The 11,987-nt window shown below is 40.1% G+C and carries 16 protein-coding genes; 3 read left to right on the top strand and 13 right to left on the bottom strand.

Annotated features, from left to right (window positions below; translation table 11 throughout):
* Positions 1–7: 7 nt before the first annotated feature.
* The 6 genes from AC1Z3S_RS04515 to AC1Z3S_RS04490 form a co-directional block, all read right to left on the bottom strand.
* Positions 8–640 carry a sugar transferase gene (locus AC1Z3S_RS04515; RefSeq protein ID WP_461739425.1) on the bottom strand — a complete coding sequence of 211 codons (633 nt, stop codon included), beginning with the start codon at positions 638–640 and terminating at the stop codon, positions 8–10.
* Positions 641–749: 109 nt separating this feature from the next.
* The gene (locus AC1Z3S_RS04510; protein WP_265455630.1) at positions 750–1,451 is read right to left on the bottom strand and encodes a CpsD/CapB family tyrosine-protein kinase; all 702 of its coding nucleotides are present in this window, start codon (positions 1,449–1,451) and stop codon (positions 750–752) included.
* A gap of 9 nt (positions 1,452–1,460) precedes the next feature.
* Positions 1,461–2,309 carry a YveK family protein gene (locus AC1Z3S_RS04505; protein ID WP_461739346.1) on the bottom strand — a complete coding sequence of 283 codons (849 nt, stop codon included), beginning with the start codon at positions 2,307–2,309 and terminating at the stop codon, positions 1,461–1,463.
* A gap of 35 nt (positions 2,310–2,344) precedes the next feature.
* Entirely contained in the window at positions 2,345–3,205 is an 861-nt protein-coding gene (locus AC1Z3S_RS04500; protein WP_461739345.1) for a hypothetical protein, read from the bottom strand.
* A 318-nt stretch (positions 3,206–3,523) separates the two neighbouring features.
* Positions 3,524–4,285, bottom strand: coding sequence for a tyrosine-protein phosphatase (locus AC1Z3S_RS04495; RefSeq protein WP_461739344.1), 762 nt, complete (start codon positions 4,283–4,285; stop codon positions 3,524–3,526).
* Between the two features lie 117 nt (positions 4,286–4,402).
* Positions 4,403–4,927: a GNAT family N-acetyltransferase gene (locus tag AC1Z3S_RS04490; RefSeq protein WP_461739343.1), complete on the bottom strand. Its 525-nt coding sequence runs from the start codon at positions 4,925–4,927 to the stop codon at positions 4,403–4,405.
* A gap of 187 nt (positions 4,928–5,114) precedes the next feature.
* Between AC1Z3S_RS04490 and AC1Z3S_RS04485 the strand changes: the two genes are divergently transcribed.
* Complete coding sequence (locus AC1Z3S_RS04485; protein ID WP_461739342.1) at positions 5,115–5,795, top strand: TVP38/TMEM64 family protein; 681 nt, start codon at positions 5,115–5,117, stop codon at positions 5,793–5,795.
* A 63-nt stretch (positions 5,796–5,858) separates the two neighbouring features.
* Here AC1Z3S_RS04485 and tsaE read toward each other — a convergent pair whose 3' ends face one another.
* From tsaE to AC1Z3S_RS04465, 4 genes are all read right to left on the bottom strand, one after another.
* On the bottom strand, positions 5,859–6,341 hold the full coding sequence (gene tsaE / locus AC1Z3S_RS04480) for a tRNA (adenosine(37)-N6)-threonylcarbamoyltransferase complex ATPase subunit type 1 TsaE (protein ID WP_461739341.1): 483 nt from the start codon (positions 6,339–6,341) through the stop codon (positions 5,859–5,861).
* Between the two features lie 209 nt (positions 6,342–6,550).
* Positions 6,551–7,531 (bottom strand): phosphate acetyltransferase, encoded by a 981-nt coding sequence (gene pta, locus AC1Z3S_RS04475; protein WP_265455640.1) that lies wholly within the window; start codon positions 7,529–7,531, stop codon positions 6,551–6,553.
* Between the two features lie 148 nt (positions 7,532–7,679).
* The gene (locus AC1Z3S_RS04470) at positions 7,680–8,360 is read right to left on the bottom strand and encodes a uracil-DNA glycosylase (RefSeq protein WP_461739340.1); all 681 of its coding nucleotides are present in this window, start codon (positions 8,358–8,360) and stop codon (positions 7,680–7,682) included.
* Positions 8,357–8,983: a DUF1361 domain-containing protein gene (locus AC1Z3S_RS04465; RefSeq protein WP_461739339.1), complete on the bottom strand. Its 627-nt coding sequence runs from the start codon at positions 8,981–8,983 to the stop codon at positions 8,357–8,359. Before AC1Z3S_RS04465 ends, AC1Z3S_RS04470 begins: the two co-directional genes overlap by 4 nt.
* Positions 8,984–9,161: 178 nt before the next feature.
* Between AC1Z3S_RS04465 and AC1Z3S_RS04460 the strand changes: the two genes are divergently transcribed.
* A complete protein-coding gene (locus AC1Z3S_RS04460; RefSeq protein WP_461739338.1) occupies positions 9,162–10,031 on the top strand; it encodes a Cof-type HAD-IIB family hydrolase in 870 nt (289 codons plus the stop codon).
* Positions 10,032–10,062: 31 nt separating this feature from the next.
* Positions 10,063–10,581: an LURP-one-related/scramblase family protein gene (locus AC1Z3S_RS04455; protein ID WP_461739337.1), complete on the top strand. Its 519-nt coding sequence runs from the start codon at positions 10,063–10,065 to the stop codon at positions 10,579–10,581.
* Positions 10,582–10,656: 75 nt separating this feature from the next.
* Here the strand turns inward: AC1Z3S_RS04455 and AC1Z3S_RS04450 are convergent, their stop codons facing one another.
* The 3 genes from AC1Z3S_RS04450 to gloA2 are packed head-to-tail and all read right to left on the bottom strand — an operon-like array spanning position 10,657 to position 11,859.
* Complete coding sequence (locus AC1Z3S_RS04450) at positions 10,657–11,220, bottom strand: GNAT family N-acetyltransferase (RefSeq protein WP_461739336.1); 564 nt, start codon at positions 11,218–11,220, stop codon at positions 10,657–10,659.
* Positions 11,221–11,268: 48 nt separating this feature from the next.
* Positions 11,269–11,445 (bottom strand): hypothetical protein, encoded by a 177-nt coding sequence (locus tag AC1Z3S_RS04445; RefSeq protein ID WP_461739335.1) that lies wholly within the window; start codon positions 11,443–11,445, stop codon positions 11,269–11,271.
* Between the two features lie 33 nt (positions 11,446–11,478).
* A complete protein-coding gene (gene gloA2, locus AC1Z3S_RS04440) occupies positions 11,479–11,859 on the bottom strand; it encodes an SMU1112c/YaeR family gloxylase I-like metalloprotein (RefSeq protein ID WP_461739334.1) in 381 nt (126 codons plus the stop codon).
* Positions 11,860–11,987 lie beyond the last annotated feature (128 nt).

Below are 11,987 nucleotides of genomic sequence, written 5' to 3'. Positions count from 1 at the left end.
GATCCACTTAATACGCCCCGTTTTTTCCAAATAGAATAGTAATTGTCTTTATAATTATCTTCAAATCATTTCGAATTGATTGATTTTTAACGTACTCAATATCCCACTCAACCATTTGGCTAAAATGAACATCATTACGACCTCTAACTTGCCATAAGCCGGTACATCCTGGCTTAACAAGCAGTCGTTGTAAATCATACGATGTATACTCTTTAACCTCCCTTGGCAAAGGTGGTCTTGGACCTACTAGGCTCATATCTCCAAGGATAACATTTACAAATTGTGGCAACTCATCAATGCTTTTTTTCCGAATTTTCTTCCCAATTTTAGTCACTCTAGGATCTTCCTTAGCTTTAAACATAGCACCTTCAATTTCGTTTAAATGAGCTACTTCAGCTAGTTTTGCCTCGGCATCTACACACATTGAGCGTACCTTATACATTTTGAAAGTCTTGCCATTTTTTCCAACACGGGTTTGGGAAAATAGAAATGGCCCGTTGGGCTCTTCCCTCTTCATCATTATCCAAACAACTAAGAGAATCGGCAATGATAGTATCAATCCTACAACCCCTCCTACTATATCCATTGTCCTTTTTACAAATAAGAAAAAGAAGTGTTGATTCGTGTCCTCAACCTTCATTAGTTTAGCAGTTGCATTACTAAGCTCAGGATTCAAAAATGTATCTTCCTTAGATGTATTTCTTCCCATTTCCACCATTCATCATCCCCGTTTAATTTTTTTCTAATGTCTAATTTCCGTAATAATAATAATATCCTTTATCACTAGCATCCTTAGAGCCGTTATACACAACTCCAAGCACATGTGCTTTTGTTAATTCAAGTAATTCCTTAGCCTTCATTACGGCATCTTTTCTTGTTACATCTTCCCGAACAACTAAGATAGTCCCATCTGCTTTTGAAGAAACAATTTGTGCATCTGTCACTGTGACAACAGGTGGCATGTCGAAAATGATAATGTCGTATAGCCGACTTAGTTCATCCATTACGACATCAAATCTTACAGAACCTAATAATTCTGAAGGATTTGGTGGTTTAATTCCACTAGTTACTACAAACAAGTTAGGAACATGAGTAGCATTCACAACATCGCCAACTTGCGTTTCTGTACTTAAAATCGTACTCAAGCCTCGATTGTTTGTTAAGCCAAACGATTTATGAACAGTTGGTTTACGCATATCCGCATCAACTAATAAAGTCCTCTGCCCAGAATTAGCAAAAACAACTGCTAAGTTAGCTGATGTTGTTGACTTGCCTTCACCTGGACCAGAAGAAGTAATAACAATGGTTTTAATTCGTTTATCCGCTGAAGAAGAAAATTGTATATTAGTCCTAATAGTCCGATATTGCTCAGTGATTGGTGAGCTTTGATCCACCATACTAATCAAGCTTACTGCAGAAGTTTCTTGTTCTTTATTATGCTTTTTTGCCATGATATCCTCCTACACCCGTCGCCGCGTTCTTCTTGAGATTTCTTCATTGATATTTTCGGAGCTTAAGCTCTGAGTTTGCGGAGTACCAGATTGAATAGCTGGTCCAGTACTTGTTTCAGTTGCTTGATTAATTGTTGTCGCTTTTTTAATAGAAGAGTTTAATTCTTTAGCAGCCATATTAGGTACGACTCCCAACACTGTGAACTCAAGATTTTCGCTCACAAAACGGTCATCCTTTACAGTACGATCAAGTAATTCAAATAAGAAAGCCAAACCAACTCCTAAGATAAAACCAAGAACAATACCAATCAGAAGATTTCTTGTGTTATTCGGAGATACAGGAGACATTTCAGCTTGTGCCGAAGAAATAATCGAAATCTGATCAATCGTATTGTTCAAAACTTCTGCGGCAGTTGTTTGGAAAATATTTGAAGTGACATTCGCAATATTTTGCGACATCACCGGATCATCGGTTAATGCCTGAATATAAAACATCAAAGAATTATCTGTATTTTGAACAACTGAGATAGCTTCACGTAATGCACCAGTAGATGAATCATAACCATATTCTTCAGATAAGGATTGTTGCACAGCATCAATCACTCGGTCACTAGTGATTAATTCAGTATAAGTATTAATCATTTGTAAATTCGTATTGACATCATTGACAGTAGTAGTGCCTGAAGCATTCTGTGGCAAAGTCACGATAATTTGCGACCGTGAGCTGTATTCCGGTGTGATTACAAAGAAAGTTATTACACTAGCAACGCCTAACCCAACAAAGGTCAAGGTGATAATCAATGCCAGACGTTTTTTCAAAATGTTAAATATTTCCCTTAAACTAATTGTCTCTTCCATCTTATCTCTCTCTCTTGTATGAATTGCATACTAAATTAATAATTGTAAGTAGTTCCGTAATCTGTTGAGCTGGAGCTAGTGCCATAGCTGCTATCAGACGAACTATTTGAAGAACTGCTGCTCGAACTTGAGCTTCCGCCCAGTAGACTTAATAAAGTAGCTAGCTGAGCTTCTAACTCGCCACGAATATTAGTGTTAGCAACATTGCCGATACTGCTTTGTAACGAATAGTAATTATCATAATCGGCATCGTTGATTAAAGCACCATCAGCCATTAAATTATTGAACTCTGCTCGAATGGTATCCACTGTTGTGACTTGTTCAGATACATGGTTAAGATATGCATTGGCTAATTCTTTCCAAGCGCCATCTTCAAAGTTGGCAACTTCAGCTTGGACACCAGCAACTTCATCTGCGGTTAAATCATCCCGCATTACTGTACCCTCAGCATAATTTACCCAATCACTTGGCGCGACTGAGAAAAGAGCGTTGATGGAGTCTTGCATCCGCACCTTGTCTAAGGCTTGTTGTGATAAAGCCAGTAAAGCTGTCTTTTGGTTGGCAATATCTTGTAGTGAGCTTGGCAGGTCACTGTCAGAAATATCAAAGTCAGAACTTGAGGTTAAAATTTGATTTAGTTGGGTGATGCCTTGATTAATAGTATCAACTGTAACACCCGCTGTTATAAATTGCTGATTTTCATCGGTAAAGTAGCCGTTGACTGTGGCAGTTAAGGCAGCGATAGTTGCGGCACTTTCATCTGCACTGCTTTCAGCATGTTCTACCCTTGCTTGATTAATTCGGCTGGCATAGCTGCGGTACCCAATAAAACAAGTTCCCACTGAAGCTATAATAATGACCCCTACTAAGACCGTTCTCAGGAAGGACGACTTCATTCACTTCACTCCTACAAAAATTATTTATTTTTTGAAAATGAAACTATTATTTCATCCATTTTCATTTTTCTTAAGTTAATTTCATGTTATCCACCCATATCCACAGGCATACCATAACAATTCTACTTTGGCGAAAAACCTTTGTCAATGTAAATCGGATTTAAAAAACTTCAGAAAAACAATTGCTCTTTATATAAAATAGGTTTTTTGAAGTAAAAAATAACAATTATGACTAATTCCTTAGTTTCCGCGGAATTAATCAGTGGATTCTGCTGATAAGCAGAATCTTAATTTTTTTTTAAGCTCGGCTATTACTTTTTAAAACCAGCTAAGACTTTTCTTAACTTTCTTGATTTCCGGAATATCGACTGGATCACCATTCACCAAATTTCTGGTGATATCCATCATCTCATCAACCTTTTCTTGGCCATAACGCTTACCGATTTCTTCATAGGCCTCCTGCAAATAAAAATTGCGGCGGTTAATCCCATGAGCATCTGAAGCAACCATATGCAAAAGGTTGCGGTCCATCATATCAATTGCGGTTTTCTTAATGGATTTCCCAAATTTTCCGACAATACTTGGGGCGGTCAGCTGAGTCAGCACTCCCATTTCAATAAATGGTTCCAGACGAGTGATGTCTTCTCTAAAGCCGGCGTTCCGTTCTGGATGTACAATCACTGGGACTTTTCCGCGACTCAGGAGTTCATAGAAAACTTCTTCGGCGTAATTAGGGATTTCTGATGAAGGAAATTCAATCAGAATATATGTATTGTCCAAATCGGTGAATAAAATCTCACCTTTATTGATGGCTGGCAGTAAATCGCCAAACAACCGCACTTCCTGACCTTCCATCAAAGTAATCTCAATCTGGTTGTCATCAAAAACTTCTTGTAGCTCGCCAACTTTGCGAATAATATCAGCAGCGTAGTTCAGATAGACACCATTATGGTGATGGGGGGTGCATAGAATATGGGTGATTCCCTGGCTGACTGCTTTGCGACCCATGTCAAGACTGTCTTGAATCGTTTGGGCGCCATCGTCAACATCCGGCAAGATATGACAATGTAAATCAATCATGCTGCATCTCTCCTCAAGCTTTTCTTGTATTTAATAGGTATGTTTTTTTCAATCTGCTCTACATTATACACCAAAACACTGGTGCTTGCAGTGGATTTTTAAAAACATAACACATTTTCAATCAATCATTTTGCTCATCAGCCAGACATCTAAGAATGTGCCTTCTACTGTAACCGCTCCCCTTTCCATCACGGCCTCTCGTTGAAAGCCGAAATTTTGATAGAGGTTGACAGCCCGTTGATTACGGGCTTGAACAGTTAATTCCAAGCGCCGGGTTATTTCAGTTTCTTGAGCCCAGAAAATTAATTCTTCTAATAAGGCGGTTCCTAGTCCCATCCCACAGAATTCTTTTAGAATGCTGATACCGATTTCGCCGATGTGGGCAGTCTTCGGCGAGCTATCACTGTGAATGGAAGCTAAGCCGACGATGGCTTCGTTGGCTAGTGCCACAAACAAGACATTATTCTCGCTTTCGTAAATGGCGGCCAGCTGTAAAGCTTCTTGTTCTTCGGTTAAATTCAAGCCGGTTTCATCCATCACGAGAAAATCGGTTTCGCCACCGATTTTTTTACTCAGTATTAAAATTGCTGCTGCATCTTCCGGCACAGCCTCTCTGATGGTGATTTCAATTTCTTCTGCCATGTTCTGCCTCCAAATGTGTTAATAATTTATTTTAGCTCAAGGAAATAATTTGGTAAACTGAGGAAAAGGAATTTTATTTAAAATAGAAGGCACACTTTTTCAACTTCTTATTTATATAACAAGTTTAGTCATGTGGAGTAACTTTATAATAAAATTTGCGAGAGCTTACATAGAAAAGGGGTAAACTGTGAAACATAAAAAACGCTGGCTGATAATTCTCGGCCTTTTACTTATTTTAGGATTAGGTTTTTTGATTGTGCGGGACAATCATCAGGCGCTTGTCCATTTGCTTCATCCACAAATTTCTTCAAAGGAATTGCTGGCGGATTTTCGAGCCCATCAGTTTGGTGATGGTTTTGTGCTGATTGCCTTAATTATGGTGATGTGTGCTGTGCCGGGGGTGCCGAATTCTGTGGTCTGCATTTTTGCGGGGGTTTGCTATGGACCGCTATGGGGCTTGGCAATTAATTTGGTTGGCAATGTCGGTGGCAATTTACTCAGTACACTGGTGACTAAAAAATTTGGTGTCTCTAAAGATACTCAGAAAATTGCCCATATTATGGATGATATTTCTAATTTTAAATATCCTTTAGTTGGAGTGACCATTGGCTACATGGTGCCCTTTATCCCCTCTTTTTTAGTGAATTATACTGCGGCTCATTTAAAATTTAAGTTTCCCGCACTGCTGACAGCCATTGTCCTAGGCTGTTTGCCTAGTTCTTATCTTTATGCCTTTGGTGGGGATGCGATTTTTAATGGTTCCCATGAAAAAGCCATTGTAGCGATTGCCGCTGTGCTTTTATTGGTTTTACTGTATGGTTTTATTCGCCGGCGCCATCGCCAAGCGCCGAAAACTAAAAAAAGCTGAGACATATGAAGCGCCCCTCAAAGGTTAGGCTTAAAAATAACTTTTGAGGGGCACTTTTTTTTCTTAATCCGCCGACAGCAATTTTGACTCTTCAATTTTAGCAAAAATTCTTTTTTCAAAGTCGTGGCTTTTTGCGCCATTGCTTTGAAAATCAATTTGCCGTTGATTTTCGTTGTGCTCATTTTTTTCGATAATTAATTCAAGGTAATCCTCTGGCAAGTTATCCTCCAAAAGCGTGCCCCACTCAATGACCGATAAACCCTCACCTTCAAAATATTCATCTAAGCCGAGATCATCTGTTTGCCCCATGAGGCGATAGACGTCCATATGATAAAGCGGCAGGCGGCCATTTTCATATTCGCGAATGATGGTGTAGGTCGGACTTTTTATCATCTGAGGGATGCCTAAGCCGTTGGCAATCCCTTTTGTCAGGGTTGTCTTGCCGGCACCTAAATCACCGGTCAACACCAAATTGTCGCCGGCTGCAGCGACTTGGCCGATAATTTCCGCTAATTTTTCAGTGTCGTCTAAATTTTTAAGCAGCATAATTTTCTCCTTAGTGCATCCAATTTTTCCTAGCATAGCACGGATTGACCGAAAAAATAAACTACTTTCTTTCCGCAAAAAAAGCTGCGACTAATTTCAACAGCCAATTAAGGAAAAGAGCGGTTTTTTCGTAACAGGTTTGCCTACAAAATTACCGATTTCACTTAAATTGGTGCAAATTAGCTCGCAGCTAACCGATTTGGCCTTTTTTAGTCCAAAAGTGTTTGAGTTGCAGTGATAATTGCCAGTTTATACACGTCTTCTTCGTTCGCTCCCCGAGATAAATCGGAAACTGGTTTATTTAAGCCTTGCAGGATTGGTCCGATTGCTTCAAAGCCACCGAAACGTTGGGCGATTTTGTAGCCGATGTTGCCTGATTGTAAATCTGGGAAAACAAAGACAGTTGCTTGGCCAGCTACTTCAGAATTTGGTGCCTTCAAAGCCGCTACTGAAGGAACATAAGAGGCATCAAATTGTAATTCGCCGTCAGCTTTTAAATCAGGAGCCATTTCATGGACTAATTTAGTTGCTTCAATCACTTTATCAACTTCTGGTGATTTTGCTGAACCCTTTGTTGAGAAGCTAAGTAAAGCTACTTTAGGGTCAATGTCAAACAAGGTCGCTGTTTTGGCAGAATCTACTGCGATTTCAGCCAACTCTTGTGCATTTGGATTAATATTGATACCGCAGTCAGAGAAAATATATTTTTCTTGGTCACGGCCACGAACCATTAGCATCGCGCCACTTGTGCGGCTGATACCAGGTTTTGTTTTAATAATTTGTAAGGCAGGACGTACTGTTTCACCCGTTGAATGAATGATTCCGCTAACCATGCCATCAGTAATGCCCATGTAAGTCAACATCGTACCAAAATAATTGACGTCTTTTAAAATCTTTTCAGCGTCTTCTTTGGTCGCTTTACCTTTACGGCGTTCTACAAAAGACTCAACCATTTCGTCCCAACGATCAAATTTGTCTGGGTCAATGATGGTAAATCTTTCCGTTTTCAACCCACGATCATGAGCGGCTGCAACGATTTCTTCTTTGTTACCGATTAAAACCGGTTCCAATAATTCCTCAGCGTATAAACGAGCTACAGCGCCTAAGATACGAGGATCAGTTGCTTCTGGAAAAACGATTTTAATGTTACGGTCTGCGATTTTTTGTTTCATACTTTCAAAAAGTTCCACGGGATTTCCCTCCACACAATTTATAATTACCCACATATACTAACACAAATTGAATACAGTTTCCAGAACTGTGTTAGCTATCTTAACTGAATTTTTTCAAGATTTTACGAAAAAAAATTTGTTTTTATTGTAACAGACAAGAATAATTTTAAACAGAAGGCGGCAGCTGCCAATCAATCGGTGTTTCTCCTAAAGCAATCAAAGCCTGATTAGCTTTTGAAAAGGGTTTAGAGCCGAAAAAACCACGATAAGCCGATAGCGGACTAGGATGCGGCGCCATTAGGATAATATGGCGGTTGCCTTCAATCATCTTGGCTTTTTCCTGAGCTGGTTTGCCCCACAAAATAAAAACAATCGGCTGCTTTCGTTCATTTAATTTTTCGATGATGGCATTGGTCAGCTCTTCCCAACCGTGATTTCGATGAGAATTGGCTTGACCGTTTCTCACTGTCAAAACGGTGTTCAATAAAAGCACGCCTTGTTTAGCCCAAGCAACTAAATTACCATGCTTGACTGGCTCAATGCCTAAATCATTCTGCAGCTCTTTGTAAATATTAACTAACGAAGGCGGGATTTTAACTCCCGGCTGCACAGAAAAGGCTAAGCCGTGAGCCTGATTCGGTCCATGATAAGGATCTTGCCCTAACATCACGACTTTGACCTTTTCATAAGGTGTCAGCTCTAAGGCTTCATAGATGTGATACATATCCGGATAAATTGTCTGACTCTGATATTCCTGTTTCAAAAACTGTCGCAGCTGCTGGTAATAAGGTTTTTGAAATTCCTCGGCTAAAATTTCCTGCCAGCTATTCTCAATAATTGTTTTCATTTTTCCTCCTTCTCTGCTATATAGCTTGGGTCCTGCAATATTTTGTGATTCAACAAAAGACAGCTGACTAACACTAGCTGATACAGGGTGAACAATCCAATAAATTCAATTTTTTTTACGCTCCAGGTTAAAAAGATGATGTCCAATACCCGCAGTGGATCTGTCAGAAAATAAATTGAATGCAGCCGTGGTGCAAAACGACCGGCATACATGGCCAGTGCGGATAAAATACAAATGGTCACTACAAAAATTGGTCGAAAATATTTTCCCAGTGAAAAGCGCTCTTGGTAAAATTTTGCCAGCAGCAGCATTTGCGTGAAGCCCCAGCTTAAAAAGGCCACTACTACAATGGCCAACAATAAAATTTGCCCCCAGCCGAATAGATTTTCTTGGCTGACTCGAGTGGCATTGTCATAAAGCTGATATAAATCCGTGTGAACGATGTCTGTGCCCAAATAAGGGATGTTGGGGAAAAACAGCAGCCAAAATGCTGAGGCCCCTAAAAGCAGCCACTTATTTTTCAACTTAGGGATTTGAAATGCTATTTCTATGGGAATGTAGGCTAAAAAGCCATTTAATACTAAAAAATCAAAGGGGGTGTCATAGGTGATTGCGATTAACAAGACCACCATCCCCCGAATCAGCCAGCGATAAATAAGTTTTCCTCCTCAAAATTTCTCAAGTTTTATTATGCCAGTTCTGCTGAGAAATTTCTACTTGGAAGTTGATGAGATTCTCGGTAAATAACAAGAAAACTCACGAAAAATATGATAAACTGGATTGGTGGAAGGTTGGTGTAAAATGATAAAATTAATCGCCTCAGATATGGATGGTACTATCCTAAATACACAAATGCTGATTTCAGAAGAAAATACGCAGGCTGTAAAGGATGCTCAAGCACAGGGCATTGAGTTTATGGTAGCGACTGGTCGCAATCGCCAAGAAGCTCTATCAGCACTGGATGACGCTGGAATTCACTGCGCTATGATTTGTTTAAATGGCGCTCAGGTCTTCGATAAAGAGGGCAACATCCTCTTTAATGCGACGATTTCAAAGGAAGAAACCTTAAAAGTTCTCGATGTTTTAGATCAGGCCGGTATCTATTACGAAGTTGCCACCAATAACGGTGTCTATTCAGAAAATCAAACCAAACGAATCGAAAGCTTTGTCGCAATGATTACAGGCCATTTAGAACATATCACCTATAAAATGGCAGTGGCGATGGCCTCAGCTAATTTAAAACTGTTGTCGATTCATTACGTAGATAGTATCCGAGAAGAATTGAAAAATCCGGATATCGAAGTCTTAAAGGTTATCTGTTTTTCTATTGAAGGCGGCAAAATTTTAGAGCCTGTTGGGGAAAAAGTTTCCGCGTTAGGCAGCGTTGTCGTGACTTCTTCAGGCTTTAATAATATCGAAATCAATCACAAGGATGCCCAAAAAGGGATTGCTTTACGGCATGTCGCTAAAGATCGGGGCATTGACTTAGACGATGTGATGGCCATCGGTGATAATTTCAATGATGTCAGTATGCTACAGATTGCTGGTGTCAGCTTTGCAATGGGCAATGCTGAGCCGGGGGTCAAGAATTTTGCAAAATATGAAACAGACACCAATTTAGAAAATGGTGTCGGCAAAGCAATTAAACGGGCGATTGCCGAAAAATTGTAAGCTGTAATCGGGTTGTTGAGGAGGTGTCATAGTGGCAGAATATTTTATTCAAGAGCGGCAGTTGAGTAGCGTGACCCGCACCATCGTCAAAGACGAAGCTGGAAAATCGCTTTTTCTTTTAGTAGGACGCTGGGGCACTCGCGGCGATGCCCTCTCCTTATATACGATGAATGGTGAATTAGTCGCCAGCATCAAACAAGTCGGCCTAACCTTTGGCACCCGCTTTGAACTCTATTCCCATTTTAAAAAGGTCGGCACGATGCAGAAAATCTTTAACTGGCCGGGGGATTTTTATTATATCCGCCAGCTCCATTGGACGGCTCAGGGAAATATTTACAATCATCAGTATAAAATCCACCATTTCAATAAAAAAATTATGACGATGGATAAGGCTTCAATGCTGACGGGCGATTATTATGTCTTAGATATCCCGGATGCCAGAGATGCGCCAGTCTGTATCTGTGTTGCAGCGGTGCTGGATTATTGGCTCTATAATCGCAAAAAAACTTTAAGTCCGAGTAATAACAGTTTTGTCTGGGCCTTGGATTAAACAAAAAACGATTTTTCAGCCTCCGCATTTTGAAAATGCGGGAGGAAATGAAAAATCGTTTTTTCTATTTAGAAATTATAGTTCTTTTTGCATGTGCTCATAGAGATGACCGCTTAAAATCTTCTCCCCAACTACTTTAAAGCCTTGGCGGGTGTATAATTTTTTGGCAAGGGGATTGCCAGTGTCCACGCTGAGTCCGATAATTTTTTTATCGGCTTTGTGGGCTAATTGCGGCAAAGCGCTCAATAAAGACGAGCCGATGCCATGACCTTGAAACCGAGGATTGACAGCAATCGAATCTAGATACCACTCATTCGGAAAGGTTTCTTTTTCAATAAATAGCCGTTGGTCGCTGGGAACCTTGTAGGCTGGCAACAGTTTTTGAAAAGCTTGGTCAATCTGATCTTCCTGATCGTCGCCATAGCCAAAGGAAACTCCGGCGATTTGACCGTCGATTTCATCAACTAAGCCATTCCCGTATGCGTAACGATAAGTGGCATCCTCCATCGCCTCCAGCATAATTTCTTTGGTCAAATCGGCCCCCTGTTCTTTGACAAAGTCTAGTTCCATATCTTTAAAAATAATCATCAGCAGGTCAACAATTGCTGGTCCGTCTTCTCTTTTAGCAAAACGAATCATAGTTTATCTACTCCTTCTCACTAAGTTATCTTAAGGCGCTAGCTTTTACTAGTTTTCGCCTTCGATTTTTTGGGTAACAAAATAGCCGTTGCTTGGTTTGCGATCAGCTATCTCATGACAATAAGGGCATTCAATAATCTCATTGTCCACTTTATGTTCTACCACATGGGTCACTTCATAAAAATTAAAGGTGTGACCACAGTGGGGGCAAGTCATCTTATCCATTTTCTTCACTTCCCTCTGATTTTCTTCTGGAAATTATTCATGCAGTTCTAAAGGCAGTCCGTCTGGATCAAAGAAAAAAGTCATCTTTTCACCGGTGAAATCATCTATCCGCACTGGCTCACATGTAATACCTTTTTCAGCCAGCTCAGCAATCACTGCCTCAATATCACTGACTTTAAAGGCTAAGTGCCGCAATCCTTTTGCCTCTGGATAATTCGGTCGCGGTGGCGCAGCTTTGATTCCAAAAATTTCTAGCTCACTGCTGCCAAGCTTTAAATCTAATTTGTAATCATCCCGCTCTGCCCGATAATTTTCCCGCAGCACCTCAAAGCCCAACAAGTCGACATAGAAATGACGGGCCCGCTGATAATCACCAACGATAATTGCCACATGATGAATCGTTTCTAACTTCATCAGACACCAACCTTTCTTAGCTAGTTTACCGTAAAATGAAAATTTTTGCTTGTTAGAAAGCCAGAAATTCTCAGGAAATTAAAAAAATTTCAGAAATAATACAGCGAAAACGAGCTTTATCTTCTAGA

It is taken from the genome of Enterococcus sp. LJL90, assembly GCF_056924355.1.
This window is presented reverse-complemented; position numbering and strand designations above follow the sequence as displayed.

Excerpts from the sequence above, each read along its gene's own strand:
- gloA2 (WP_461739334.1), bottom strand. The coding sequence starts at position 11,859 with ATGAAGTTAGAAACGATTCATCATGTGGCAATTATCGTTGGTGATTAT.
- AC1Z3S_RS04515 (WP_461739425.1), bottom strand. The coding sequence starts at position 640 with ATGAAGGTTGAGGACACGAATCAACACTTCTTTTTCTTATTTGTAAAA.
- AC1Z3S_RS04470 (WP_461739340.1), bottom strand. The coding sequence starts at position 8,360 with ATGAAAACAATTATTGAGAATAGCTGGCAGGAAATTTTAGCCGAGGAA.
- AC1Z3S_RS04510 (WP_265455630.1), bottom strand. The coding sequence starts at position 1,451 with ATGGCAAAAAAGCATAATAAAGAACAAGAAACTTCTGCAGTAAGCTTG.
- AC1Z3S_RS04445 (WP_461739335.1), bottom strand. The coding sequence starts at position 11,445 with ATGGATAAGATGACTTGCCCCCACTGTGGTCACACCTTTAATTTTTAT.
- AC1Z3S_RS04450 (WP_461739336.1), bottom strand. The coding sequence starts at position 11,220 with ATGATTCGTTTTGCTAAAAGAGAAGACGGACCAGCAATTGTTGACCTG.
- tsaE (WP_461739341.1), bottom strand. The coding sequence starts at position 6,341 with ATGCTGCTTAAAAATTTAGACGACACTGAAAAATTAGCGGAAATTATC.
- AC1Z3S_RS04495 (WP_461739344.1), bottom strand. The coding sequence starts at position 4,285 with ATGATTGATTTACATTGTCATATCTTGCCGGATGTTGACGATGGCGCC.
- AC1Z3S_RS04460 (WP_461739338.1), top strand. The coding sequence starts at position 9,162 with ATGATAAAATTAATCGCCTCAGATATGGATGGTACTATCCTAAATACA.
- AC1Z3S_RS04505 (WP_461739346.1), bottom strand. The coding sequence starts at position 2,309 with ATGGAAGAGACAATTAGTTTAAGGGAAATATTTAACATTTTGAAAAAA.
- AC1Z3S_RS04500 (WP_461739345.1), bottom strand. The coding sequence starts at position 3,205 with ATGAAGTCGTCCTTCCTGAGAACGGTCTTAGTAGGGGTCATTATTATA.
- AC1Z3S_RS04490 (WP_461739343.1), bottom strand. The coding sequence starts at position 4,927 with ATGGCAGAAGAAATTGAAATCACCATCAGAGAGGCTGTGCCGGAAGAT.